Below are 25,895 nucleotides of genomic sequence, written 5' to 3' on the forward strand. Positions count from 1 at the left end.
TTCGTGGTCCCACCTGGACTCGAACCAGGGACCACCTGATTATGAGTCAGGTGCTCTAACCAGCTGAGCTATAGGACCGGCTCAATAGGTGTAATGAGGGCGCAAATTTATGTAATTGCCTCCTACTCCACAAGCATTTTTATTTATTTTTATTCTTTGCCTTTCCCTGCACTAAAATTGCCGAAATCTTTAATTGTAACAGTCTCATTATCTGGAACCTGCATCCTGACATAATTCCACCAAAACACCGTGTGAGGATTTGGGATGCAAAAAGGCTACCATCTTATTATCCGCGCCGTTTTTGGGGTTTTTCGAGATCAAAACAAAACCTTCCTTTTCCAATCGGCTTATTTCCGCCTCTATATCTTCTACATCAAAAGCGATATGGTGAATTCCTTCTCCCCGTTTTTCAATGAATTTGGCTATTGGGCTTTCAGGATTTGTAGCTGCCAGCAGTTCGATCTTGCTGTCCCCAATTTTAAAAAATGAAGTAAGCACACCTTCGCTCTCCACTTCTTCAGCCTTATAGGGTTCTGTATTGAGCAGGGCCCGGTAGGTTTTATTCGCTTCTTCTATATCCCTAACGGCCATGCCTATATGTTCGATTTTTCTCATCTCTTTTATTTAATGAATCATAAAGATAGTGACCTTTATGTTTTTGGTATTAATTAGAAGTATAATCTTAAGTAATTAGCTTCTGAATACAGGTTTTAATGTTTTCAAAAAACCACTAAACATTATTTCAATTGCTTTTTATAATTAATGTCCGGTAAAGAGTCAAGATCGTTCCGCCTATGGCATTATCAGTATTATTGAAAAATTCAAAAAAGCAATTTGTTTATTAAAAATCCCATTGCAATGTCCAATGAATGTGTGGTTCAGCTTTCTAAAAATATTTACCGGCAACAGTGCTTTTTATAAAATCATTCGTGCATTCGTGGCTTAAAAAATTATTTCGAAGGATTACCAGGAATAATAAATTCATATCCTTTGGATAAAACAGCTAATTTCCGATTATAAAAATACTATGCTATTTAAATATATTACTTTTGCAGTATGGAAGAAACAAATAGACAAAAGAAAATAGGCGGAGTTCTGCAAAAAGATTTGGCGGACATCCTGCAAAATCATATCAGGGATTCAGGGATTCATGGAGTTTTAGTGTCTGTTTCCAAGGTAAAAGTCACCACCGATCTTTCGATTGCGAAGGCATATATCAGCATTTTCCCATCTAAGGAAGCTAATGAAGTATTGGAAGGAATAAATCTTATAAAATCAAAGATCAAACACGAACTGGCGCAACGCACAAGACATCAGCTGCGAAGAATGCCGGAACTTACTTTTTTTATAGACGATTCCCTGGAATATATAGAAAAGATAGACAAATCCATCAGGGGCGAGGAAAACCCAATTTCTGATCCCGATCTTTTGGATCCACGGAAAAAATCTTAAAGTGAATTTTTCCCTCTACATCGCCAAACGGTATTTATTTACCAAAAGCAGCAATAATGCGATCAATATCATCACTATTATTGCCGCAGTAGGCGTTTTTGCGGGAGCCTTCTCATTATTTATTGTGCTTTCCGGATTCTCCGGATTAAAAGATTTCAGCTTAAGCTTCTCCAACGAATTTGACCCAGATCTTAAAGTATTTCCGTCAAGCGGAAAAACGATCAGTATTTCTGAAGCGGAAAAACAAAATTTATATAAAATTCAGGGGATCTCTGCTTCTTCTGAAATCGTGGAAGAACGTATTTTTCTGGATTACAGATCAAAAAACCATACCGCTTTTATAAAAGGCGTAGATTCTGAATATCGTAAAGTGAATAATATAGACAGCTCCATCGTGTATGGAAACTGGCTTACCGACAGTGATTTTCAGGTAGTGGCAGGTAATGGGATTACCAGGTTGCTAACCCTTAGTGCGTACGATTATAATCATTTATTGGAAATCATGGTTCCCAGGCCGGGAAAAGGTCAGGTTACCGTCCCAACTGATGCGTTTAATAAAGAAGGCGTCGTGGTTACCGGAATTTACAGCGTGAATGAAGAATTAGACAGCAAATATATATTCGCAAATATAAGTTTTGCGCGACAGTTGCTTGAACTGGAAGAAAATCAGGTTTCGGCTATGGAAATAAAACTTGCTCCGGGAGCCGACCCTGAAACAGTAACTTCAGAAATTAAAAAGATCCTCAGTCAGGATGTTATGGTTAAAAACCGTGCCCAGCTTAATGAAACGCTTTATAAAATGCTTAACACCGAAAATCTTGCGGTATATCTTATTTTCACCCTCGTGCTTATTATTGCGCTTTTTAATGTGGTAGGATCCATCATTATGGTGATCCTGGATAAAAGGGAAAATATTAAGACGCTTTACAGTCTTGGCGCTACTGAAAATACCATTAAAAACATCTTTTTTATGCAAGGTGCGCTTATGACTATTGTAGGCGGATTTATAGGGGTGCTTTTCGCCCTGATCCTGGTTTACCTGCAACTGCAGTTTGATCTTGTAATGATAACACCTTCGCTGCCCTATCCTGTTAAGATAAAAGCCGAAAATATTATTTTAGTTTTGGTAACTATTGGAATTTTAGGAATGACAGCCTCCTATATTGCCGCCAGCAGAAGCAAAAAAGCGATTCAGGCCTAAACGAATTCGAATCCTGAAAATTCTTTTTCTACCTCATCAAAAGCTGCAAAAACATCTATAGAATGATCGCTGGTCACCATTTTTGTGCGGAATTCCTTAAAATGCGGAATTCCTTTGAAGTAGTTTGTATAATGTCTTCTGGTTTCAAAAACACCTAATTTCTCACCTTTCCAGTCTATTGCCATTTGAAGATGTTTTCTGGCGGCCTGGACGCGTTCCTCCAGGGTTGGCGGTGCAAGATGTTCCCCTGTGGCAAAAAAGTGTTTCACCTCTCTAAAAAACCAGGGATATCCAATACTTGCACGGCCTATCATAGCACCGTCCAAACCGAATTTATCACGCATTTCCATCGCTTTTTCCGGAGTGTCCACATCTCCGTTTCCAAAAATGGGAATATGCATTCTCGGGTTGTTCTTAACATCGGCAATTGGACCCCAATCGGCAACACCCTTGTACATCTGGGCGCGGGTTCGGCCGTGAATGGCGATGGATTTTGCACCAACATCCTGCAATCTTTCGGCAACCTCAACAATTTTTATGGAATCATGATCCCAGCCTAAACGTGTTTTCACGGTGATTGGTAAATTGGTATGCTTCACCATGGCCGCGGTTAGAGAAACCATTAAATCGATGTCTTTCAGGATCCCGGCACCAGCTCCCTTGGAAACCACCTTTTTTACCGGGCAGCCAAAATTGATGTCAATGATATCGGGATTGGATTTTTCAACGATTTCAATAGATTGCAGCATGGAATCCAGATTGGCTCCAAAGATCTGTATGCCCACCGGGCGTTCCTTTTCATAGATATCCAGCTTCATCCTGCTCTTGGCAGCATCGCGAATAAGCCCTTCTGAAGAGATAAACTCGGTATATACTACATCTGCTCCCTGTTCCTTGCACAAGGCACGAAACGGCGGATCGCTTACATCTTCCATTGGTGCTAAAAGCAATGGAAATTCCCCTACATCTATGTTACCTATTTTGGACACACTCTTTTTATTTAAGGTGCAAAATTAAGCAAAATCCCCCTAACCCCCGAAGGTGAAATTTATGAAACTGGAATTCTGAAGAAATAAATTTAAGAAAGACTTAAAATGCCTACTCTACCAGGGGTATGTTTGTTAAAAACAATTCAAAGTTGAAAGTAGATATGCGAGATTTGGAATTAGGGTTCGTCCTGGTGAATCGCAGCAGTGAGAGTTCCCCCCTTCTGGGGTTAGGGGGCCGGGCCTAAATCCTGTCCCGCTCTGCAGCTTCTATTTGGCGCTGATTGTCACTTAATCTGAAATTACCGAAGTTGTACTTAAATCCAAACCGCACATAGCGCAATTCCTCCTGTGCGTAAAAGGAATTATCCTGATTAAGATATTGAGATGTCAACCGTGTATTGGTGGTATTCAGGATATCTTCAAAATTCAGACTTACCTCTGCCCTGTTGTTCCAAAGGGTTTTTCTAAAACCTATTGAAAAAGTGGTCATAGGATCCAAGTTATAAGAACCGGAAATAAAATCAGAAACATGCATTAAGAATAGATTTCCTTCAAAAGTGCCATCTTTAGAAAGCGTAAAAACATTGTAGACATAGGCCTGTATCCCATCTGCCTCATTGGTGACTTCGGCGTTTCCGCTTTCAACTGCCAAAAAAGTATTTTCCATGTGAAATAAGGAAGTAAATGCCTGGGCATACCACCACCCCGTTATAGACCTTCCGTGAAAAACATCAAGCCCATAGGATTTGTTTTCCAGCAAATTCGTACTCACATTTCTTATAGTTAGATTCCTGTTATCCTGAAATGCCAGGGTTGTAGGTGTTATCCCGTCATCCTTATAGTAAAGATCAAAGAAATACTGACCCTTCAGCGTATAATTTAAATTGTAATTGTTGCTGATAGCTGCCTTCAAATTTGGGTTTCCGGCATTGAAATTATTTTCATTCAGGAAATACCGGAAAGGGTTTAGACTCTCGTATTTAGGACGGGCAATTCGTCTGGAATAATCTAAAGTAAGCACATGATCATCGGATATTTTATGCTGCAAATAGGCGGTGGGAAAAAGTTCAAAATATTCCTGGGTATTGACTTCTCCCATAGAATTTGAAGTTCCGGTAATATCGGTATATTCCCCTCTAAGTCCTGCTTTTACGGCCCATTTATCCCAGTCTTTCGTAATACTGGCATAGCCGGCATAAATAGCCTCATCATACAGGAAGTTGTCGGACAAACCTTCAATAAGCTGGCGGTTGTTGTTCTGTGTATTAAAATAATCTATCCCGCTTTCAGAATTTATCTGAGATGATTTTGCCCCCATCTCAAAAGCAGTACTTCCTATTGGAGTTTGGTAATCCACCTGAGCGGTGAAAATATCGATTTCCTGAGCTGCATCGGTTAAAAAACTAATTCTGTTTAAAACAGCATCCTGCGGTGAAAAATAGGTGGAAAGCACATCCTGCCTGCGTTCCTGGTTGAAATTGGTATAATGGGCTTCCGCTGAAATTTGAGCTCCCTCGGTTTTCAGGAGGTGCGTAAATTTTAAATCCATCGCAATATTATTCTCATCATTTTCGAGTCCGCTTCGGGTAACAAATGAAGAATCCAGCTGAAACTGAGCACTCCTTATATCGGTTTCCACCACATTATCAAAAGTCCTGTTGGGCGATAACATCGCATTGGCAGAAAAACTCAATGTATTCCTCTTATCTATGGCATAATCCATATTTAGATTGGCATTGTGTGCCTGGGAACGGGTAGTCCTGTTGAAGTCTGTATACCATCGGGAGAATACGGCGCCATCTTCATTTATGAAATTGATATAGCTGTCGTCATTTTTAAAATCTTTCCGCGGACTGAAACTATAATTCGCAAAAACATTCAGCTTTTCACTTTTGAAATAATGGCTGGTCCCAAACTGGTATTTCGGAAAAATGGCCTGGGTATAGGTTCCGTTGAGACTTCCTTTATAGCCCGGGCTAATATTGCTGCTGGTAACTATATTCAAAATGGCTCCGCCCTGAGCTTCATAGCGCGCCGGCGGATTGGTGATGACTTCAATGGATTTTATGTTTGCTGCAGAATAACTTTCCAGCAAGGTTTGCAGCTCTGAAGCAGATAAATGAACTTTCCTGTCGTTGATATAAACTGCCACTATATTGTTGCGCACCAATAATTGGTTTTGTGTTACAATCACCCCGGGCGTTCTTTTTAAAATTTCCCACGAATTCCCTGAAGACAGGGTGGAATTTTCAACGTTGAAGATAAGTCTGTCTATCGTCTTGGTTACCGTTGGCTTTTTTGCATTGATCGTAATTTCATTAAGAGCTCCGGCATCTTCCTTTAAAACTATGGTGTTCAGCGTGCTGTTTCCGTTTACTGAAATCTTTTTTATATAGGGTTCAAAACCAACAAAACTTGCGATAAGAACATATTCTTTAGTTACAATATTTTCGAACAGATAATCTCCCTGTTCATCTGTAACGGCGCCTTTGTAAACAGTGGTAGAATCGTTTTCCATCAGGACTACATTTGCGTAGGCAACTCCTTCCTGGTTTGGAAATAGTACGGAGCCTTTAACAGAATTCTGGGAAAATGTGGAAAATGTAACAAGGAAAATCAGGCAACAAAGTGGGGGGATATATAAGTGCTTCATCAACAATAAATTGAAAATTGGGGTTTTTGTTGATCAAATATAGTATTTCTGAAAGATAATATTATCATTTCATTCTTAATTCCAAAAAAATGACAAAGTATAGGTAAGCTTCGGGGAATTAAACCCTCAATGAGGGATTGAAATTAATCCTTTTTTATCGCATCATATAAAACCTGCTGAATTTTGGTTCGGGTATTTAACTGATATAATCGCGTATTATCCCTTGTGGGATAAACCCGGTTTGACATAAAAATGTAAAGAAGATCTTTTGCCGGATCCATCCAAACCATAATTCCGGTAAAACCTGAATGTCCAAAACTTAAATCGCTTGCCTCCCTTGCTGCATTTCCGTCTGCTTTTCGCTCGCCTAAAGTGGGTTTATCAAACCCCAATGCCCGCCGATTATCGTTTTCAGGAAATTGATATTTGGTGAATTCCTCTATTGTTTTTTCTGAAATATATTGCCTTCCGCCATAATTCCCTTTGTTGAGGTACATTTGCATCAATTTTGCCAGATCGTTAGCATTTGAAAATAATCCGGCATTGGCCGAAATTCCGTTCATCATAATTGCTCCTTCATCATGCACTGTTCCGTGCAGTGGCATATTTCTGAATAAATAATCGTTTTCAGTAGGTATGATCCTGTTCATCGGAAATTTTTCCATAGGTTTATAAGTAAGGGTCGTGGCTCCTAATGGGTTGTAAAAATTTTTATTTGTGTAGGCTATAAAATCTTCATCGGTGATTTCTTCAACAATGCTGGGAAGCAAATAAAAAGCAAGGCCGGAATACAAATATTTTCGTTCAGCTTCCAAAGGGGATTTTTTTATGGCTTTAAATATTTTTGATTTATACCTTTTATGCAACCACATCGTTGAGGTAATTTTTATTGGAAATCTGGCTGAAGAATCCTTTTTGATGGTGTTCCATTTATAGCTGCCATTTTTTCGAAGGGTGTTTTTCCAGTAAGCGATCCAGGGTTTAAATCCCGCCTGATGTGCCAGGATTTCCCTGAACGGAACACCTGCTTTGTCTGAATTTTTGAAATAAGGCAGATAGGTTTCTATCCCAGCTTCCAAATTGAATTTCCCTTCATCATATAACTTCATCAAGGCCGGTAATGCTGAAGAAACCTTGGTTACCGAAGCCAAATCGTAAATATCGGTGAGTTTTACTCTTGTGGTATCGCTGTAAATATGTTCGCCATAAGCCTTATGAAAAATCACTTTTTGATCTCTGGCCACCAAAATCTGTCCGCCGGGAATCGCCTTTTCATTCATTGCTTCCTGCATCAGGGAATCTATGCGCCTATAGAGTATTTCTGAATCCATTTCCACTTCTTCCGGCAGGGTATATTTAAACCGGGTCCCGCCTTCAACGTCAAGGCCGGATCCCTCCTTAAATTTTTCGCCTATGCTCACCGGGAGTTTTCCGCTTGCGCCAATTCCGCCAAAAATAAGCTGTGCCGCCAGGTCCTGCGCGTTTTTGCTGTCCTGATAGGTAAGTATTAAAGCCGGGGAGTTTTCAATTCCCTCCAACTTATCCAACACATAGGGATTCTTAAAAAATGTGACAACCGTGTTTTTTTTGCCCGCCAATTCGCTAAGGAATTCCTGAGCTTCAGTTGAAAGTTCCAGGTTGTTCCTGGGGAATTTACTTTCGTCATAAACAGCTGCAATTACGAGGTTATAATTTTCGAACGCATTTTTAATTTCACTTACCTGCTCCACAGTTGCATCATTGGGAAGATGAAATTGAGCAATATTTGCGTATAAACTTATAGCTTCCTGAAAAACGCTGTTCTCACTTCCAAAAGAAACGGAAGCGATTTGCAGGTTTTCCAAATCCTTTAACGGCAAGAGATCGTTGTCGTTTTTGAGGACGGTAAGCGAAGCTTCTGTGAGTTTTCTGCTAAATAATTCGGCATCTGAATTATTCAGATCTTCCAACAGGTTTACCGAAGAAGTAGGTTGATATTCATTTAATCCCGCCCATTGTTTGAGTGCCAGGAGTTTTCGGCATCGTTTATCGATTTCAGCCTGTGAGATAAGACCCTGGTTTATGGCATTGCGTATTTCGGCAATGGCAAGCGGTACATCCACCGTAAATTCCAACAGATCATTCCCGGCAAGAATGGCGTCTTTATCTACGATTCCGGGGGAATTGTCTTTGGTTACGCCTTTCATGTTCATCGCATCGGTAACTGTTAAACCTTCAAAGTTCAATTCATTTTTCAACAAACCGGTGATTATGGGTTTTGATAATGTTGAAGGTACCCCGGTAGAATCCAGGGCAGGGATATCCAGATGGGCAATCATTACCCCGCCAATTCCGGCTTTTATTATTTCCCTGAAGGGATAAAGCTCCAGGGAATCCAACCTTGCCTGGGAATGATTTATTTGAGGCAACGCATAATGGGAATCGACATCAGTATCACCATGGCCGGGAAAATGTTTTGCGGTTGGCAATACCCCACCATCCTGTAAGCCCCGCATATATTCGATTCCTTTTTCAGCGACATTGTATTTATTTTCCCCGAAAGACCGGAAATTGATCACCGGATTGTTGGCATTATTATTTACATCGACCACAGGGGCAAAATTAAGATGCAATCCAACCTGTTTTATTTGCCGGGCTATTTCGGTTCCCATCGCATAGATCAAAGAATCATTTTGGATCGCTCCCAGGGCCATTTGAAACGGGTAACTTATGGTGCTGTCCAGGCGCATTCCCAATCCCCATTCGGCATCAATTGCACCCAATAACGGGACTTTTGAAGATGCCTGATATTCGTTCATCTGGCTAACCTGTCTTATTGGCCCTCCCTGGAAAAAGATTAACCCGCCTATTTTCTGATTTTTGATCAAATCAAGGATTTCCTGCCGATGTTCCTCTCCCCTGTTTGAATATGCCGCAACCATAATAAGTTGGGCAATTCGTTCATTCGGGGTTAAGTTTTCCATTAAGGAATCTACCCAGGTGCTATTGGTATATTGTAAAAATTCGGGAGTTTTTTGCTTATTTTCCTGTGCTTTCAGGGAAATTCCTGAAAAAAATATAATTGAAGCAAAACAAACTGGGTGTAAAAATTTCATAATTAAAAATTGATTTTTATTGATGACAGATTTCAGATTTAAAAACGATTAAACCTTAATATATATTTTTCGTTTATCCATAATATAACCCACGATCCACATTACCAGCACATAACAAATGGCAAAAACAAGCGAGGCGTTAAATTCGGTGAGCCAGCTCAAAAACCCGTTTTTATAGATCCATGTTTGTAAACCTTCAGAATTTACCAGGATGATATTCATTAACATCACCACCAAACCAGAAAGCACATAGATAAACAAAGGGTTTTTCCCAAAAACCTCGAAAAAATAGGTCCACCCTTTTAACTTCCACAATTCGATTATTAAAATAAGCAACGCAATAATAATAAGAGACCATCCAATGCTCAGCAATACATACGAACTGGTCCAGATCGCTTTATTAATAGGAAAAAACGGATCCCAGATCTCGGACAGGATCACCGCAATTATTCCGGACAGCACCAGTTTCCAAACAGTTGAAAACGTGTTTCCCGACTTTTGAATAAAAATTCCGGCCACGTATCCCGCCACAACATTTGCCACAGCGGGAAAAGTGCTCAACAAACCTTCAGGATCGAATGCCAAGCCAAAACCCCGATAAAGGTTTTCAGGGCGGAACAACATCAAATCGAATTTTAATGCGGCATTTCCGGTCAACCTATATGGTTCCGGCTGATCTCCGAAGGTATACATTACAAGCCAGTATCCAAATAAGATCAGAATGCTAACCACTATCGAAATTTTTAATTTTAAATAGTGAATCAGCAGGGAAGCAATTAAATAACATAAGGCTATCCGCTGTAAAACCCCCATAATTCTGATATTGGCCAGGTTCTTAAATGCCAGATAGCCTGCCTCATCTCTGTATAAAAATGGAAAAGCATTCAGAAACAAGCCGATAAGAAAGATCAATATGCTGCGCTTAAATATTTTTTTTAGGAAAAGGCCTTCTTCTTTCCCCTCGTATTTCCTAAGGCTAAAACTCATTGCGTTCCCAACTACAAAGAGAAATGTGGGGAATACCAGATCGGTAATGGTAAAACCGTGCCAGGCGGAGTGCCTGAACGGCGCATAAATAGTGGCCCAACTTCCGGGTGTATTTACTAAAATCATTAGGGCGATGGTGAGTCCCCGGAGCACGTCCAGAGCAAGATAGCGTTGCTGAGTTTTTAACATCATGAACTTCAGTATTAATTATTGACCTGCTTTATTAATTTCAGAAATAAAAAATTTTCGGCTATAATATAATCTTGTTTTTCACCTCTTCCTTAGTGAAGAATTCCGCGTATTCGCTGTAAGGATTCTTCCTCGCCCAAAAGCTCGTTCAGAATTTCAAAAAACACGCTTAGCATGTCATCCTGAACGAAGTGAAGAATCCCGCGTACTGGAGGGACGAATCACAATTAAAAGTCAATCACATTTTAAACACACCGAACCCTTACACAGCGTAGAGATTCTTCCTCGCCCAAAAGCTCGTTCAGAATGATAAAAAACGCGCTGGGCATGTCATTCTGAACGCAGTGAAGAATCCCGCGTACTCCTGAGACGAATCACAAATAAAAGTCAATCACATTTTAAACACACCGAACCCTTACACAGCGTAGAGATTCTTCCTCGCCCAAAAGCTCGTTCAGAATGACAAAAAAAGGATATCCACTTTTCCCTTTCCACTTTCCACTTGTCCATGACTATATAGCATTGACCGTTTTCACTTTCCTCTTCACTTTTTCTAAAACAATAAGGCTAAAAATATAAATTTTAAATAAACAATCAAACTTTTATTAAATTTTACATAAAGTGCCTTGAAGAATATATTTTTTTATATATTTTTAGAAAAAATTAACTTTGTTACCGTTAAGAATAAAAACTTAATCCTGACCGGTAACAAAGTAAATTTCTTTAATTTAAATTATAACTATGACTCAAGTTTTACAGGATTTTTTCATAAACAGTATTTCTCCATCGAATTTAACCAATGTTGAAAGGAAAAAATATTTGCAAAAGATCCGTATTATAAAGCACCTTTATATTAACGGCACCAATACAAATGCCGACATCTGCAGTACCTTTAAATTGAGTTTACCAACATCAATGGCGCTGCTCAACCAATTGACAGCTGCCGGAATAGTTGAAAAACAAGGCCAAGGCGAGTCGGTCGGTGGGCGAAAGCCGGATTTGTTCGGCTTAAAAAAACATACCTTTTTTGTACTGAGCATTCAAATAGAGCGCTTCAAGATCAAACTAGCCATTTTGGATAATACACATCAAATCCTGTTTGAAAAAACCATTCCTACCATAATATCCAAAGATTTCCGGATTGTAGAATTTATATACAAATATGCATCAGAAATGATAACGGCTTCAAAATTAAATTCTGATAAATTAATGGGGGTGGGAATTAGCATGCCCGGCCTGGTTTCCTCTGAAGAAGGCAAAAACTACACGTATTTCTTACAAGACCAGGAATCTGAATCCTTACAAAGCGCTTTTGAAAAAAGATTTAAAAAACCTGTTATCATTTTTAACGATGCAAAAAGTTCCTGTCTGGCAGAATTCAGGTTTGGCCTTGCTAAAAACAAAAGTAATGTCCTTGTGATCTCCATGGATTGGGGAATTGGATTGGGAATTATCATGGGCAAAAAAATGCATACCGGGGTTTCCGGTTTTGCAGGAGAGTTTGGCCATATTCCTATTGTAGAAGACGGATTATTGTGTCATTGTGGGAAACGCGGTTGTTTAGAGACGGTGGCCTCCGGAATAGCAATGGTCAATAAGGCGAAAAAAGGACTTGAGGCTGGGCAAACATCCATTTTAAACACGATGATCGACAATGAAATTGAAAACCTGGAGCCGGAAATTATAATTGATGCAGCCAATCTGGGCGACCAATTTGCTATCAATGTTTTGTCGGAAATTGGGATAAGCCTCGGGAAAGGAATTGCTATTTTAATACAAATATTTAATCCGGAACTGATCATCCTGGAAGGAAAAATTGCCGAAGCCAATCAATTTATAACCACTCCCATTCAGCAATCCCTCAACACGTATACTATGATCCAGTTAAAAGAACGGACTAAAATTTCCCTATCAACTCTCGGAAAAAATTCGAGTTTGTTGGGAGCCACAGTGGCGGTTATGGAACATATTTTCAAAGAACAAATCGATTCAGCAAAAGCAGAGATCAATTAAAAAAATCCCTCATTTCAGATTAAAAAATCCTAAAAAGCATTTCATTAATTATGGCTAGATTAAATTTACTTGAAGAAACCCGGTTTGAAAAATTACCGGTAAGCGTTTTTGCAGACGAGCATATAGCCTCCAAAATGGTGGCACAAAGAATCGCAGATCTTATAAAAAGGAAACAGGAAGAAGGAACCAATGCCGTTTTAGGACTTGCAACCGGGGCAACTCCAGTGGAAATGTATAATGAGCTCGTGCGGATGCACAAGGAAGATGGACTTAGTTTTAAGAATGTGATCACCTTTAACCTCGATGAATATTATCCCATGCAACCTGATGCAAAGCAAAGCTATGTGGCATTTATGGATGAAAACCTCTTTAGCCATATAGATATTAAAAGGGAAAATATCCATATTCCCGATGGGACCCTGGCAAAAGAAGCTATCGCAGATTATTGCCTGGAATACGAAAATAAAATAGAGGAAGTTGGCGGATTAGATCTTCAGATACTTGGGATAGGAAGAACCGGGCATATAGGTTTTAACGAGCCTGGATCGGCACCCAATTCTGGTACGCGGCTGGTAACTTTAGACGATCTTACCAGAAGAGATGCCTCCAGGGATTTTGGAGGTAAGGAAAATGTTCCTACCAAAGCCATCACTATGGGAATTGGCACCATTTTTAAAGCCCGGGAAATCATTTTGATGGCCTGGAGCAGAAAAAAGGCTTCTATTATAAAAAAAGCAGTAGAAGGAGAAATTTCAGGAAAAGTACCGGCTACTTACTTACAACTTTCAGATAGTGTGAAATTTGTGCTGGATAAAGAAGCTGCATCAGAATTGACCCGGTTTAATACTCCATGGCTCGTAAAAGATTGTGCCTGGGATAAAAAACTGATTAAAAAGGCGGTTATCTGGCTATCTTCTGAAATTGAAAAACCCATTCTTAAACTAACCGATGAGGATTATAACACCTACGGAATGGCACAATTAGCCGTTGAAAAGGGACCGGCATACGATATAAACATTGATGTATTCAACCAGTTACAGCATAGCATAACCGGATGGCCGGGCGGAAAACCCAATGCCGATGATAGCCAGCGTCCCGAAAGAGCCGAACCTGCCCATAAAAAAGCCCTTATTTTCTCTCCGCACCCGGATGATGATGTAATTTCCATGGGAGGTACTTTTATCCGGTTGGTGGATCAGGGACACGAGGTGCACGTGGCCTATCAAACTTCTGGAAATACCGCAGTCTGGGATACCGATGTGCTCCGTTATATAGAATTTACCATAGATTTCAATAAAAGTATTGGTAAGGATACCGAAAGGCTGATGGAAATTTATGCCAGGATGAGGGAATTCCTGAAAACCAAAAAACCCAATGAGATCGACCTTCCGGAGATAAGAAATGTAAAGGCATTTATCAGAAAATCTGAAGCCTATGCAGGGGCAAGATATGCCGGTTTACAGGATAAAAACATTCATTTTATGGCGCTCCCTTTCTATGAAACCGGAAAATCTGAAAAAAACCCCGTCAAAGAGATCGATGTGAAACTAACTATGGAATTGCTTCAGGAAATTAAACCTCAACAGGTTTTTGCAGCAGGTGATTTTGACGATCCGCATGGCACTCATATCGTATGTTTCAGAATAATCCTTGAAGCTATGAAACGTCTTCGTGAGACGGAGGAATGGACACAAAATTGCTGGTTATGGATGTACCGAGGAGCCTGGGATGAATTTGAAACACACGAGATTGAAATGGCCGTTCCCCTCTCTCCTGTTGAGGTTCAAAGAAAAAGAAACGCTATTTTTCAACATCAGTCGCAAAAAGATCACCCTGTTTTCCCGGGAGACGACCATCGGGAATTCTGGATGAGAGCCCAGGAAAGAAACAGGGAAACCGCAGAGAATTACCATAACCTAGGGCTTGCAGATTATGAAGCTATGGAAGCTTTTGTGAGGTGGAAGTTCTAACCAGATGTGAGATATTAAATATGAGAATTGAGTATTGAGTATTGAGATAAAAAATATTCGTGCATTCGTGGCTAAAAGCAATGAAGATTAATTTCTACGAGTCCCGAGCTATCGGGGCTGCGTTAACAGCTGCGCCCGCTGCGTGAAACCCGAAAGTCTAATCAATATTTTAATAAGTTTTTACGCCGTGTCCACTGCGTGAAACCCAGAAACGAAAAACCTTTGAGATATGAGAATTGAGATGAATTCCATTTCGGGATTTTGAATTTTGAATTCGGAATTTTAAATTGTTTCAGAACACTTCTCGGGCAAAAACAGCGTTATTTACCTAAAAAATTGATGTAAATGAAGAACTTTTTCCGTGTATTCCCCTTAATTCTTGTTGCTTCTGTTTTATTTTCCTGCGCTTCAAATCCTTATGCTTCCTCAAACAGAATCCATAAAAAACAGTCGAAGACGCTCACCAAAGAATTAAATACGTTTCCCCCAAACCAAAACATTCCGGAAGCGGCCTTAAATTATGGGGATTATTGGGCAGGAACCACCAATTTCAACCTTCGGAAACCAAATTATGTCATCCTGCATCATACGGCCCAGGATTCTACAGAAGAAACCCTTTATACCTTTACAATTCCCCGCACCCAGGTTAGCGCACATTACGTAATTGGAAAAGATGGAAAGATCTTTCATATGCTCAATGATTATTACCGGGCCTGGCACGGCGGAATAGGAAAATGGGGAAATGATACCGACCTAAATTCCACTTCTTTGGGGATAGAACTGGACAACAACGGTTTTGAACCTTTTTCTGAACTGCAAATTGCAAGTTTGATCCAACTTCTTGCAGTGCTTAAGGAAAAATATAATATACCCACGGCTAACTTCATAGGTCATTCAGACATTGCTCCAAGCAGAAAAGTGGATCCCAATATATTCTTCCCCTGGAAAAAACTCGCGGAAGAAGGCTTCGGACTTTGGTATGACGAAAGTATCTTGCTGGAAGATGAATCGGAAAAATTGAAAATCAAGGATTCCTTAGATCCGGCAGAGATCATGCTAAATCCAGGTTTGTTTACCGAAAGGCGTCCGGAACCAAAACTCGCATTAAGGATCATTGGGTACGATACCAGTGATTTGGATGCTGCGATAAAAGCCTTCAAACTCCATTTTATTCAGAAGGAAATCGACTCAAACCTAAGTGAGCAGGACCTAAAAATACTTTATAATCTCTATAAAAAATATATGTAATTATTGATTTGATTACAAACCAATGCATCCTTTTGAGGTATTTACTTGTTATAAATATTGGTTTTGTTCAAATAAATAAGTTCAGAATCCTCTTCATTTATAAGTCGTTTCGTGCGTAAATACCGGTTGTAATTATATTCATCAAAGTCTTCTGCATCGCGATCCATGGTGCTGATGTGAACATCGCCCATCGCATGAATAAATTTATTGTTGCCTATCCACATTCCTACGTGGATAACCTTTTCTGAAGTAGAATCTGTAGCTTTTCTTCCGAAGAATAGTAAATCCCCGGGAATGAGGTTTTCAAATTTCCGTTCGGTATCTACCTCAACTCCTGTATGAATTTGTTGGGAAGCATCCCGCGGGAGGATGATCCCGTTTAGGAAAAATATGGTTTTGGTAAACCCACTGCAATCGACTCCTTTGGCTGAAGTTCCTCCCCATAAATACGGTATCCCCATAAGCGTCTTTGAAGTTTCAACAAGGGTTTCCCCGGACGGTTGCAGACCGGAAATCCACTGTTCATAAGGTTGCGCATCTGCCTGCTCGATATAACCTGTTTTTCCATGAGGATACTTCACCTTGTAAAAACCATTTTCCTCTCCCAGGACCTCTAAAACGTTCCCGGCAACAAGATCTGACACCACCTGGGATTTAGTATTGGCTCCTTCATAGGCAAATCCAAATGTTTCAAGGTAAATCACCTTATCTGCAGCTTTCCAGGTGGAAAGGTCATTTTTGGTAAAAGGAGTAACTCCGCCATAATCTACCCAGGCCAAATATGCCTCAGGAGTTTGGATATAATACCAGCCACCGTCTTTTTTATAAACCTTAACCGGGGTACCCAAAATTGCCTGGGTAACAAGCTCTGCTGAATGTGAAGGCGCAGATCGAAGATTCGCAACAGAGATCTTGATAATTCCCTCTGAAGTTCTTTCCATTTCTGCCGAAGGGAGCAAGATAATGCTATCCTTAAATGAAATTTTTTCTGCATTCAGTTTTTGCTTCAGAGAGTTCACCGCTGACACCATATTGGATTCTCCTTTTAGAACGTATGTTCCATTTGTTTGATTGGCTTTAACATCAAATAAAGCCACCCTGGAATCGGGTGCGTATTCCGCTTTTACTTCTGCGATAATTTTTTGCAATTCATCCAATTCCCTATTATTCACTGTAGCTACATTCGTTTTGCAGGAACTGGCAATCAAAAGAACGCCCATTACCAGATATCCGAATTTTCCCAATCCTTTCATTTCATTCATTTTTTTAGACTTCATCAAAAATAAGTAATTTAGCGCCAGTACCATTCCTCTCCGGGAAATGAGTTTTACCATCGTAGACTTTAACTCCATCGGCAATATCGTTTTTAAGGAGCATTGCCCCATCCATATCCACATAATCCAATAAAGGTAAAAGTTGTGCGATGGCTGAAATTCCAACTGTGGACTCCGTCATACACCCCACCATAACTTTCATTCCAGGTTTTTTTGCTTCTGCAATCATCCTCCGGGCTGGGGTTAGACCGCCACATTTTGTGAGTTTTATATTCACTCCATGAAAATAGCCCGCGCATTTCTTCACATCGCTTTCTTTGATACAGCTTTCATCTGCAATAACAGGAATTACAGATTTTTTAAAGACTTCAGCCATTCCTTCGCTATCTGCGGGCGGAAGTGGTTGCTCCAGAAATTCCACATTCAAATCCTTTAAAATTTTTGAATATTCAATTGCCTGTTTTGAGGTCCAGGCGCAATTTGCATCTACTCTAAAAACCGAATCGCTGTATTTTCGCAAGTGCTTTATAATTTCGATATCATTGGGCGTACCAAGTTTGATCTTGTACAATGGCCAGGGAAATTCCTGCATCTTTTGGACCATTTTCTCAACGGCATCAATACCGATAGTGTAATTTGTTTGTGGAAGGTTATTCAACTCCAGACCCCATAATTTATAGAGCGGAAGGCCCTTTCTTTTGCCGTGAAGATCGTGCATTGCTATGTCCAGGGCGCATTGGGCAAAAGAATTTTCCTTTAAATAAGGGTTGGTGATCTCCCAGAGCTCTTCCGGGGTTTTATGAATGTTATCGGCGATCAGGGATTCTATCGCTTTTATCGCTGCGATCATACCTTCTGCCGTCACACCGTAATAGGATGTTGCTGCAGCCTCCCCATAACCTGTAAAGTTTCCATCGGTTAAAGCAACAATCAGGGTTTTTTGAAAATTCCTGGAAGTATGGCTAATGGTAAATGTGTCCTTCAGTTCAAGGTCAAATGTGAAAAAATTCAGCATAGATTAATTATTATCCTCCAACCGAAACTTCAATAAAATCGCTTTCATTTCCTGTTCTGTCCACGGCAGTAACGCCAATATAGGTAAGATGGGATCCTTTTTCATTTTTATTCTGAAGATAGGATAATTCGAATGAGTTTTGAGTCCGGCTTAAAATTTCATAACTCCAAACCCCATTATATTTAAAATACACTACCCATTTGAAAACCTCATCTATATCAGAATGACCCCAGTTTATTTCGACTTTATCCTGAACAACTTTTGCCTCCACTTTAGGGGCTGCAGGCAAAACATCATGCATCCAAAGACTTGCAGGAACCAGCGCCTCTTTTTGATAAGGACCATCCAGCAGCGCTTTGGAAACATTTGGATATTTAAGAAGCGGGCCTATACTCCAATGCACAGTCCCCTTGCTTTCCGGTAACATTCCACGGGTGAGCATTATCTGGTTTACCGTTTCATCAACGTTTAACGCATCGCCGCCAAAATCTATATTTATTCCTGGCCATAAATGGCGGTTTTGAAGGTTTTCACTTTCCCACCAGCCCAATAACACCGGAAAACTTTGTTTGGTTTGATTGATTTTCCAATATAACTGAGGGGAATAATAGTCTATCCAGCCTTCGTTTAACCATAGCCTGGCATCGGCATATAATTCGGTGTACTGATCCATTCCCGCGATTGATTTCGGGAATCCGGGACGGTAAATACCAAAAGGGCTTATCCCGAATTTTACCTTTGGCTTTTCAGCTTTAATCTCGTTATAGATTCGTTCCACGAAGGTATTTACACCATCTCTTCTCCAGTCGGGTTTTGATAGTTTTCCGCCTGTTTTTTGATATGCTGCAAAACTTGCTGCATCCGGAAAATCTACCCCATTATTATAGGAGGCATATGGATAAAAATAATCGTCAAAGTGGATTCCGTCAATATCATAACGCTTCACTATGTCCATCACTACAGCGGCGGTATGGTCCTGAGTTCCTTTTTTTGATGGATCCATCCAGTACATGCCATTTTTTAAGCCTACCACAAGATCCGGATGGGTTTTAACTATAGAGGCACCTGTGATCTTTCCTCCCGTAGAATGGTGTGCCCTGTATGGATTCAACCATACATGCAACTCCATTCCCCTGTCATGGGCTGCTTCAATCCAAAAATGTAAAGGATCGTAAAATGGTTCCGGAGCTTTCCCCTGTTCCCCTGTTAGAAAAAAGGACCAGGATTCAAGTGAACTTTTATAAAGCGCATCTGCCTGTGGCCTTGCCTGGAAAATCACCGCGTTATAATTATGTTTCTTTAAAAAATCAAGTAAAACAATCGCTTCTCTTTGCTGTTCACTGGTTGATAAACCCGATTTACTCGGCCAGTTGATATTGGCTACCGTAGCGATCCAGGCCGCACGAAATTCCCGCATTACAAAAGGGGCATTGTTTATAATTTGAACCGGCGTTACAGCCGATTCTTCCCCGGGAATCTCATTAATAATAAGGGATTCCGGAAGTTCTTCCTGATTTACCGGAGGAATTTCAGAAACCTGTGGTTCTGATTTTTTAGGAACGGTTTTTTTCGCTTTACACCCGGCCATTAAAACAATAAATACCAATGCGATAAGGAAGGGAAGTTTATGCAACATAAGAATTTATTCAGTTAAGTATTTAGAGGCAAAGTTATTTATAAATTCATATTTTATAACAAAAACCAGACCTTAAAAAAAATATTTTTCATTATAAATGATTGTAGATTAAAAAATTAGAAGAATGATCACCCATCAATCCCGGCACGCCAGAAATACCTCCTTCAGGTTATTTCTGAACCTGTAACTATTAAAGAAAATACTAAACGTAACCGTTGTAACTGTTAATAAAGATCAGATTCCTAAAGGGGTTAAAGCATGCAAATAATGTTTTTGGTTCTTTTGCTTTTTTGTAGGGCGTCCAGTCAACTTCCGGGCTGGGAAAAAAATGAACTCCCCTTTCGTTCAATCGTTCTCCGTGAATCGATACACGACCGGTAAAATCTAAAAAATCACGTTTGCTTTCAGAAATCCAGGCCACTTCAGAGACAATATGATTGGCACAAATCACAAAAGGGCCATGGATCCATATAGGAGGCGTTGGTGGAGGTAATTCCTTCAACCTCTATTGAAAATTTTCAATAATGTTTTGTTGTTTAAACTAAAATAACAAATCTAAACAATAATTTAAGGAAAGATTTTTAAAGGTTAAGAGTCACAGAAAAATCCATTTTTTACTTAAGGTTTTGTTGGCGTAACCAGACCACCTTTTGGTCCGGAATATGCGCTTTTCCTATTATTTCCTGATATAAGTCTGGCCTTCTGGCCTGGATATATCTATGACCTCCAGCTTTTTCTATATTATCGTGAAAAAGAACAGCAGAGGCAATATCATCTCCTAAATTCCGGCATTCGGCTAAAATATCACCAAAAGGATCAAGGATCATAGAACAGCCATTTTTCAACTGATCATCATCCATCCCAATTGGGTTTGAAAAAACCACGTATACCGAATTGTCATACGCCCTTGCCGGCAGCCATTTCATTAGCCAGGTCCTGCCTTTAGGTCCTTCGAATTCCAGCCGGAGAGAAGTAGGATCCTCCTTTCTGTTTTCCCATAATGAGGAATCAACAAACCCTGCTCCGGGACGGGTGGAGGGGGTACACATAGTTACATGTGGCATAAAAATAATTTCCGCACCAAGTAATTTCGTTGCACGAACATTTTCCACAATATTGTTATCGTAACAAATCAGGATTCCAAATTTCCATCCGAAAAGATTAAAAACACAGTATTCATTTCCCGGTGAAATGAATGGGTTGATGAACGGGTGAAGTTTTCTGTGTTTTGCTACTAAACCATTTTTGTCTACACAAACATACGCATTGAACATGTTATCCTCTTTATCCTTTTCAAAAAGACCCGCCAGTATAACGATTTTATGTTGTTTTACGATTTCCGTTAATCTAACTATGCTATCGCCATCAGGGATTTCCTCAGCCAAATCCAACATTTCGGCCAGGGAAAGAAGACAGGCAAAAGTATAACCGGTAATGGAACATTCATGGAAAGAAATAACCTTGGAACCCTCCTTTGCCGCTTGTTTTGACAACTCTTCTATAACTGAAAGATTGTACTCCTTATCGCCACTACGATGTTCAAATTGTGCTGTAGAAACTTTTAGATCGTTCATTTTTAACTCTTCAAGCTCATTATTTTCCCGAAAATTAAAGCTGTAGCACTCAGAAATGCATATTCAGTGTTTCTTGAAATTTCCAATCGAAAATTATTGGTTTAACATTGGAAACAACTTCCGAATCTCTTCTTCAGAAGGTTGCCTCCCGTATTCGCAGATCTCAAAAGATTCGGCATATTCCACTGATTCTCCTTTTTCTTTTCCGTACCATTTTTTTAAGGACTCACGTTCACCAGGAGTAATACTCCCGGACCGATTATTGCTGAGCCATTCTTTCCTTTTATCTTCATTTTCAGGAACCAATTCTAAGGTATTATTTGTCCAGGGCAACCATTCATACATTTGACTTTTATGTGCATCCAAAGCATTTATCTTTTTATCAAAAGTATTTGTAATATCAACTGCAATGTCAGGTTGAAATGGAGTAGGTTTTTGAAAATGATCTTCTAAATAAAGAAAAACAGGATTTTTCTTTAACGGAGGTGTATCCGGAGTAATATTGGGCACTATCACTACGTAGGCTGCATCCTGCACTAAAACTCCTGTATATCTATGATCGGGATGATAATCAACCGGCCTGTGGGTCAGAACAATGTCGGCCTCCCAATTACGGATCTCTCTGATGATTTGATCCCGTATATCCAGCGTGGGTAATAATTTCCCGTCATGATTATCCAGCACAACATAAGCTGCTATTTTGAGTTGCCTGCCAGCTTCTTCTGCTTCTTTCCTTCTTATTTCAGCCAGAGCTGCACCTCCCAGCTCAAAATGACCGGCATCTCCATTGGTAACAGAAACAAATTTCACGCGGTGTCCCATTTCTGCAAAAAGAGCGGCTGTACCACCAGCTTTATTATCAGCATCGTCAGGATGGCCGCCAAATACAATAATATTTAATTTAATATTGCCCCTGGACTGGGCAATCATATTGAAATCGTTACACAGCAGAAAAAGAATAAGGAGAGAAATGAAAGTTGTTTTCATCTGTTTATAATATTGTTTTAGAGGTCTCCCGATAGCTATCGGGAGTAACATCCATATAAACATCCCCCTGTGTGAGAAAGTTTATTCTCATGGATGTTTCATATTAATTATCTTCAGTTAATTTCCAAAAGATTTCAATTTATTTTTCAGAACACCATCTCAGCCTCTGTATAACATACAGTTCACGGTCCGTTGTTTAATCTCAAAAATTCCTTAATTTCAATTTTGCTTTTCTACAGAAACAATTTCATTTTTTATCTTATCATTCACTCGTACCAACTGCACGTAATCGTCATTTTTTACCACAACAATATATTCCCCGTGAGGAGTATTTAATCTCACCATATCCTTAACATCTCCGGGAACAAATAAGCCACTCTTTCTTGCAGGCACAGGTTCAAATTCACCCTTGCCATCACCTTTTAGGAAAAGCCCTACCCCGGCGTCTGAACGAGGAGTCTCCACTTCAGAACTGTAAAGATTACCTGCTATTAAAGCATCAAGATGACCATCCTCATCAAAATCTTCTACAAGTATTTGATTGATGCTCGATACCTGAGCCTCATTTGGTAATTTATGTTTTTTAAAAGACCCTCCCACATTTTCTAAATAAAGGCTGGCAAAAGATTTTACCTGGTAATGTAAAGCATCGTCTAAAGATCTATTTGTATATACATCTTCCAGAGTTGCTTCTGAAAAGGACTCGTAATTTTGAAATTTTTGTTTGATACCCGGCATCTGCTGGGAAGAACATTCTCTTCCACGAACCGGAAATTTTTCACCATCGTTAAAATAACTAAGAACTATGTCTTTGCTACCACTATTGTCAAAATCATGGTAATAGACATCAAAAGTTTCTTCCTCATCCGCCTGGTATTTGTAGTTGAGTCCTAAATTACCCGCAATTAGATCTACATCCCCATCATTGTCAAAATCACCAGCTTCAATACTGAACCACCACCCTGCAGAATCTTCCAATCCCATTTTTTTAGAGACATCGAAAAATTCTCCTCTGTCATTTTTAAACATCTTTATAGGCATCCATTCTCCCACAATAACGAGATCTACCCATCCATCATCATCAAAATCTGTCCAAACGGCACTGGTGACCATTCCCAGCTTCTCAAAATCCGGAGCAACATTTGCAGTAATATCTACAAATTTGGCAATACCATTTTCCGATCTGTTTTCAAGGATATAGCTATCTGCAGGTGAAGGGTAATTTCCGGGAACAAGCCGGCCACCCACAAACAGGTCCAGATCCCCATCATTGTCATAATCTGCAGCATATACTCTGGATCCGCTGGTGATCATTTCAGGAAGTGCCGAAACGGATCTTCTGAAAATTCCGTTTTCATTGATGTAAAGCCTGTCCTGCAACCATTCTGAATTCATATCAAATTCGTTACCGCCGCTCACCACGTAAATATCATTATCGCCATCATTATCGGCATCAAATATTATTACGCCCAGATCTTCAAATTTTTGATCATTTTTAATATCCTCAAACTCCTGCTTTACAAAACCTTTGTCGGTTTGAAAATAGATCCCTGCCGGATACCCGGTTGCACCTCCAATAAAAAGATCTTCCAGACCATTTCCGTTTAAATCGCCCACAGCCACACCTGGGCCAAACATGGAAGTTTTGTGGGGCAGAAGGATCTCTTTGGCAAAATCATCATAAATATTCTCTGTGTGTTTATGTTTTAATCCTAAAGAATCTGCTGCAATTGTAAGGAAAACAGGAGGATCACCTAGGGCAGGCTCAGGTTCTTTAGTTTTAGCGTTTTTGTAATCCAGCACTAAAAGCTGATTGGAAGGAACATTTTCAAGAATTTCTATTTTTTTATCGGGCCAAACTACTTTAAGTTCAGCTATGGTTTCACTTTTACCAACACCAAAATTCAATTTTGGTGCTACTGAAGATTGAAAACCCCGACTAAGAGTCAATTCCTGCATTTGGGTATTTCCGGAATCAGACAAATAAACTCGTGTCCCAAGACCATTTTTATTTTTTTCCGGCCCCTCCAATTCAATTGCCAGATAATTGTTTTGGTTTAGGTTGTTGTTTTTGAATATCGTCGCGTAATCATCAATATTATTGGTGATTATCTCAAGGTTTCCGTCATTATCGAGATCTACATAAACTGCACCATTGGAAAAACCTTTAAATTCTAGACCCCACTCCTCATTGGATCTTTCAAAAGTTAAATCACCCTTGTTGCGATATACAAAATTGTCGATTTTTTCAGATGGAATAGCCAGCGTTCTCTTCAACAAGCTATCTCTTTGGTTAGGAAGCTGGGAAAGCTCCTTAAAATAATCCCGGTTGTTCACTTCCCTCCTGGTTCCGTTCGAAATAAAAATATCTTTCCACCCATCATTATCCAGATCAGCAAATAAAGCACCCCAGCTCCAATCTGTAGACGAAATCCCTGCCAGTCGGGAAGTGTTTTGGAAATTCGGAATCCCATCTTCCATTACACCCGTGTTAGTTTGCAGGGTGTTATGCATATACTGGTAATGAAAACCAGCATTTACGGCGCTCCAAAATATTGCAGGGTTCATACTGGCCATATTCGCTTTTGCCCGCCTGTTACTTTTAGCATCCATATCTACCTGTAGCACATCCAGGAGTCCATCATTATTATAATCAGCAATATCTACTCCCATTCCGTAGAAGGAGGTTTGTTGGGTAGCATTTTTTATCACTTCCCGAAAAGTTCCGTCCTGATTGTTTATATACATAAAATCTGGCGAGCTAAAATCATTTGAGATATAAATATCGGGCCAGCCATCTTCATTTAAATCCCCAACAGTTGCACTTAATGTGAGTCCGAAAGAACGCAAACCAGCTTCATTGGTTACTTTAGTGAATTTTCCATCATCATTACGGTATAGATTATCTGTTTCAATATCCTGAACATTGTTCATTTTGAACTGGTAGTAATTGTTAGGGGCGTTGAAACGTGTAGGAGGATAATTTGCAACATAGAGATCCAGGTCGCCGTCATTATCATAATCAAAGAAAGTAGCCTGTACACTATTTCCTTCATCGGCAATACCGTATTCTGCCGCTCTTTCTGTAAAGGTGCGGTCTCCATTGTTAATGAATAATAAATTAGCTTTTGGACCATATTTTCCGGCTACTGAACAATAAATATCGAGAAATCCGTCGTTATTCACATCGGCCATGGTGACTCCGGTAAACCATCTATCATCTCCTGCTATCCCGGCAGGTTCTGTAATGTCTTCAAATTTTAGGTCTCCTTTATTAAGATATAATTTATTAGGAACCATATTACCGGTAAAAAAAAGATCAACCAAACCGTCATTGTCTATATCCCCGGCGGCTATACCGCCCCCCATGTAAATATAGGAGTAAGTGAAATAATTAAGCGTATCGTTTTCTTTAAGAATATTCTGAAAATCAATTCCTGAATCTTCAGGAGAAAGTTGAGTGAATTGTTTTTTCTCGTTCTTTTTTTCATCCTCCTCTTTTTCAGTAGAACAGGAAAATAATAATAAAACGAAAAAAAGAAAAAATAATGAAGGAAAAAATTTCGGCATCTCTCTTTATTTTAATGTTTTGTGAAAGATAAGAAGAGCCCT

17 protein-coding genes and 1 tRNA gene are annotated in these 25,895 nt (G+C 39.7%); 5 read left to right on the forward strand and 13 right to left on the reverse strand.

What is annotated here, in order from left to right:
* Positions 1–4: 4 nt before the first annotated feature.
* Positions 5–78, reverse strand: a tRNA-Ile gene (locus ACKGJN_RS02600).
* Between the two features lie 129 nt (positions 79–207).
* Complete coding sequence (mce, locus tag ACKGJN_RS02605; RefSeq protein ID WP_409537867.1) at positions 208–615, reverse strand: methylmalonyl-CoA epimerase; 408 nt, start codon at positions 613–615, stop codon at positions 208–210.
* Positions 616–1,056: 441 nt separating this feature from the next.
* Between mce and rbfA the strand changes: the two genes are divergently transcribed.
* The gene (rbfA, locus tag ACKGJN_RS02610; protein WP_409537868.1) at positions 1,057–1,452 is read left to right on the forward strand and encodes a 30S ribosome-binding factor RbfA; all 396 of its coding nucleotides are present in this window, start codon (positions 1,057–1,059) and stop codon (positions 1,450–1,452) included.
* Position 1,453: 1 nt separating this feature from the next.
* Positions 1,454–2,653 carry an ABC transporter permease gene (locus ACKGJN_RS02615; RefSeq protein WP_409537869.1) on the forward strand — a complete coding sequence of 400 codons (1,200 nt, stop codon included), beginning with the start codon at positions 1,454–1,456 and terminating at the stop codon, positions 2,651–2,653.
* Here ACKGJN_RS02615 and dusB read toward each other — a convergent pair.
* The 4 genes from dusB to ACKGJN_RS02635 all read right to left on the reverse strand — a co-directional run bounded on the left by dusB (position 2,650) and on the right by ACKGJN_RS02635 (position 10,569).
* Complete coding sequence (gene dusB / locus ACKGJN_RS02620; protein ID WP_409537870.1) at positions 2,650–3,642, reverse strand: tRNA dihydrouridine synthase DusB; 993 nt, start codon at positions 3,640–3,642, stop codon at positions 2,650–2,652. The two genes, ACKGJN_RS02615 and dusB, sit on opposite strands and share 4 nt — an antisense overlap.
* A gap of 241 nt (positions 3,643–3,883) precedes the next feature.
* Positions 3,884–6,295 (reverse strand): outer membrane beta-barrel protein, encoded by a 2,412-nt coding sequence (locus ACKGJN_RS02625; protein ID WP_409537871.1) that lies wholly within the window; start codon positions 6,293–6,295, stop codon positions 3,884–3,886.
* Positions 6,296–6,438: 143 nt separating this feature from the next.
* Positions 6,439–9,390, reverse strand: coding sequence for a glycoside hydrolase family 3 N-terminal domain-containing protein (locus ACKGJN_RS02630; protein WP_409537872.1), 2,952 nt, complete (start codon positions 9,388–9,390; stop codon positions 6,439–6,441).
* A gap of 48 nt (positions 9,391–9,438) precedes the next feature.
* Positions 9,439–10,569 carry an acyltransferase family protein gene (locus ACKGJN_RS02635; protein WP_409537873.1) on the reverse strand — a complete coding sequence of 377 codons (1,131 nt, stop codon included), beginning with the start codon at positions 10,567–10,569 and terminating at the stop codon, positions 9,439–9,441.
* 738 nt (positions 10,570–11,307) lie between these two features.
* Between ACKGJN_RS02635 and ACKGJN_RS02640 the strand changes: the two genes are divergently transcribed.
* The 3 genes from ACKGJN_RS02640 to ACKGJN_RS02650 all read left to right on the forward strand — a co-directional run bounded on the left by ACKGJN_RS02640 (position 11,308) and on the right by ACKGJN_RS02650 (position 15,797).
* On the forward strand, positions 11,308–12,579 hold the full coding sequence (locus ACKGJN_RS02640) for an ROK family transcriptional regulator (RefSeq protein ID WP_409537874.1): 1,272 nt from the start codon (positions 11,308–11,310) through the stop codon (positions 12,577–12,579).
* Positions 12,580–12,629: 50 nt separating this feature from the next.
* The gene (nagB, locus tag ACKGJN_RS02645; RefSeq protein WP_409537875.1) at positions 12,630–14,549 is read left to right on the forward strand and encodes a glucosamine-6-phosphate deaminase; all 1,920 of its coding nucleotides are present in this window, start codon (positions 12,630–12,632) and stop codon (positions 14,547–14,549) included.
* A gap of 345 nt (positions 14,550–14,894) precedes the next feature.
* Complete coding sequence (locus tag ACKGJN_RS02650; RefSeq protein ID WP_409537876.1) at positions 14,895–15,797, forward strand: N-acetylmuramoyl-L-alanine amidase; 903 nt, start codon at positions 14,895–14,897, stop codon at positions 15,795–15,797.
* 41 nt (positions 15,798–15,838) lie between these two features.
* Here the strand turns inward: ACKGJN_RS02650 and ACKGJN_RS02655 are convergent, their stop codons facing one another.
* The 7 genes from ACKGJN_RS02655 to ACKGJN_RS02685 form a co-directional block, all read right to left on the reverse strand.
* Complete coding sequence (locus ACKGJN_RS02655) at positions 15,839–17,074, reverse strand: C40 family peptidase (protein ID WP_409537877.1); 1,236 nt, start codon at positions 17,072–17,074, stop codon at positions 15,839–15,841.
* Entirely contained in the window at positions 17,064–18,086 is a 1,023-nt protein-coding gene (locus ACKGJN_RS02660) for a dipeptide epimerase (RefSeq protein ID WP_409537878.1), read from the reverse strand. The genes ACKGJN_RS02655 and ACKGJN_RS02660 overlap by 11 nt, the downstream gene beginning before the upstream one ends.
* Before the next feature lie 10 nt (positions 18,087–18,096).
* Positions 18,097–19,722 (reverse strand): glycoside hydrolase family 10 protein, encoded by a 1,626-nt coding sequence (locus tag ACKGJN_RS02665; RefSeq protein WP_409537879.1) that lies wholly within the window; start codon positions 19,720–19,722, stop codon positions 18,097–18,099.
* 202 nt (positions 19,723–19,924) lie between these two features.
* A complete protein-coding gene (locus tag ACKGJN_RS02670; protein ID WP_409537881.1) occupies positions 19,925–20,224 on the reverse strand; it encodes a hypothetical protein in 300 nt (99 codons plus the stop codon).
* Between the two features lie 112 nt (positions 20,225–20,336).
* The gene (locus ACKGJN_RS02675; RefSeq protein WP_409537882.1) at positions 20,337–21,296 is read right to left on the reverse strand and encodes a nitrilase family protein; all 960 of its coding nucleotides are present in this window, start codon (positions 21,294–21,296) and stop codon (positions 20,337–20,339) included.
* 93 nt (positions 21,297–21,389) lie between these two features.
* Positions 21,390–22,283, reverse strand: a complete 894-nt coding sequence (locus ACKGJN_RS02680) for a PIG-L deacetylase family protein (RefSeq protein ID WP_409537883.1) — start codon at positions 22,281–22,283, stop codon at positions 21,390–21,392.
* Positions 22,284–22,502: 219 nt separating this feature from the next.
* Complete coding sequence (locus ACKGJN_RS02685; RefSeq protein ID WP_409537884.1) at positions 22,503–25,853, reverse strand: VCBS repeat-containing protein; 3,351 nt, start codon at positions 25,851–25,853, stop codon at positions 22,503–22,505.
* Between the last annotated feature and the right edge of the window lie 42 nt (positions 25,854–25,895).

It is taken from the genome of Gillisia xinjiangensis, from assembly GCF_046298265.1.
Classification (GTDB): domain Bacteria; phylum Bacteroidota; class Bacteroidia; order Flavobacteriales; family Flavobacteriaceae; genus Gillisia; species Gillisia xinjiangensis.

What these genes read in the sequence shown, in the direction of transcription:
- ACKGJN_RS02660 (WP_409537878.1), bottom strand. Translation starts at nt 18,086, where the DNA reads ATGCTGAATTTTTTCACATTTGACCTTGAACTGAAGGACACATTTACC.
- ACKGJN_RS02655 (WP_409537877.1), bottom strand. Translation starts at nt 17,074, where the DNA reads ATGAAGTCTAAAAAAATGAATGAAATGAAAGGATTGGGAAAATTCGGA.
- ACKGJN_RS02630 (WP_409537872.1), bottom strand. Translation starts at nt 9,390, where the DNA reads ATGAAATTTTTACACCCAGTTTGTTTTGCTTCAATTATATTTTTTTCA.
- ACKGJN_RS02685 (WP_409537884.1), bottom strand. Translation starts at nt 25,853, where the DNA reads ATGCCGAAATTTTTTCCTTCATTATTTTTTCTTTTTTTCGTTTTATTA.
- nagB (WP_409537875.1), top strand. Translation starts at nt 12,630, where the DNA reads ATGGCTAGATTAAATTTACTTGAAGAAACCCGGTTTGAAAAATTACCG.
- mce (WP_409537867.1), bottom strand. Translation starts at nt 615, where the DNA reads ATGAGAAAAATCGAACATATAGGCATGGCCGTTAGGGATATAGAAGAA.
- ACKGJN_RS02675 (WP_409537882.1), bottom strand. Translation starts at nt 21,296, where the DNA reads ATGAACGATCTAAAAGTTTCTACAGCACAATTTGAACATCGTAGTGGC.
- ACKGJN_RS02680 (WP_409537883.1), bottom strand. Translation starts at nt 22,283, where the DNA reads ATGAAAACAACTTTCATTTCTCTCCTTATTCTTTTTCTGCTGTGTAAC.
- ACKGJN_RS02665 (WP_409537879.1), bottom strand. Translation starts at nt 19,722, where the DNA reads ATGTTGCATAAACTTCCCTTCCTTATCGCATTGGTATTTATTGTTTTA.
- ACKGJN_RS02640 (WP_409537874.1), top strand. Translation starts at nt 11,308, where the DNA reads ATGACTCAAGTTTTACAGGATTTTTTCATAAACAGTATTTCTCCATCG.
- rbfA (WP_409537868.1), top strand. Translation starts at nt 1,057, where the DNA reads ATGGAAGAAACAAATAGACAAAAGAAAATAGGCGGAGTTCTGCAAAAA.
- ACKGJN_RS02625 (WP_409537871.1), bottom strand. Translation starts at nt 6,295, where the DNA reads ATGAAGCACTTATATATCCCCCCACTTTGTTGCCTGATTTTCCTTGTT.
- ACKGJN_RS02650 (WP_409537876.1), top strand. Translation starts at nt 14,895, where the DNA reads ATGAAGAACTTTTTCCGTGTATTCCCCTTAATTCTTGTTGCTTCTGTT.
- ACKGJN_RS02635 (WP_409537873.1), bottom strand. Translation starts at nt 10,569, where the DNA reads ATGATGTTAAAAACTCAGCAACGCTATCTTGCTCTGGACGTGCTCCGG.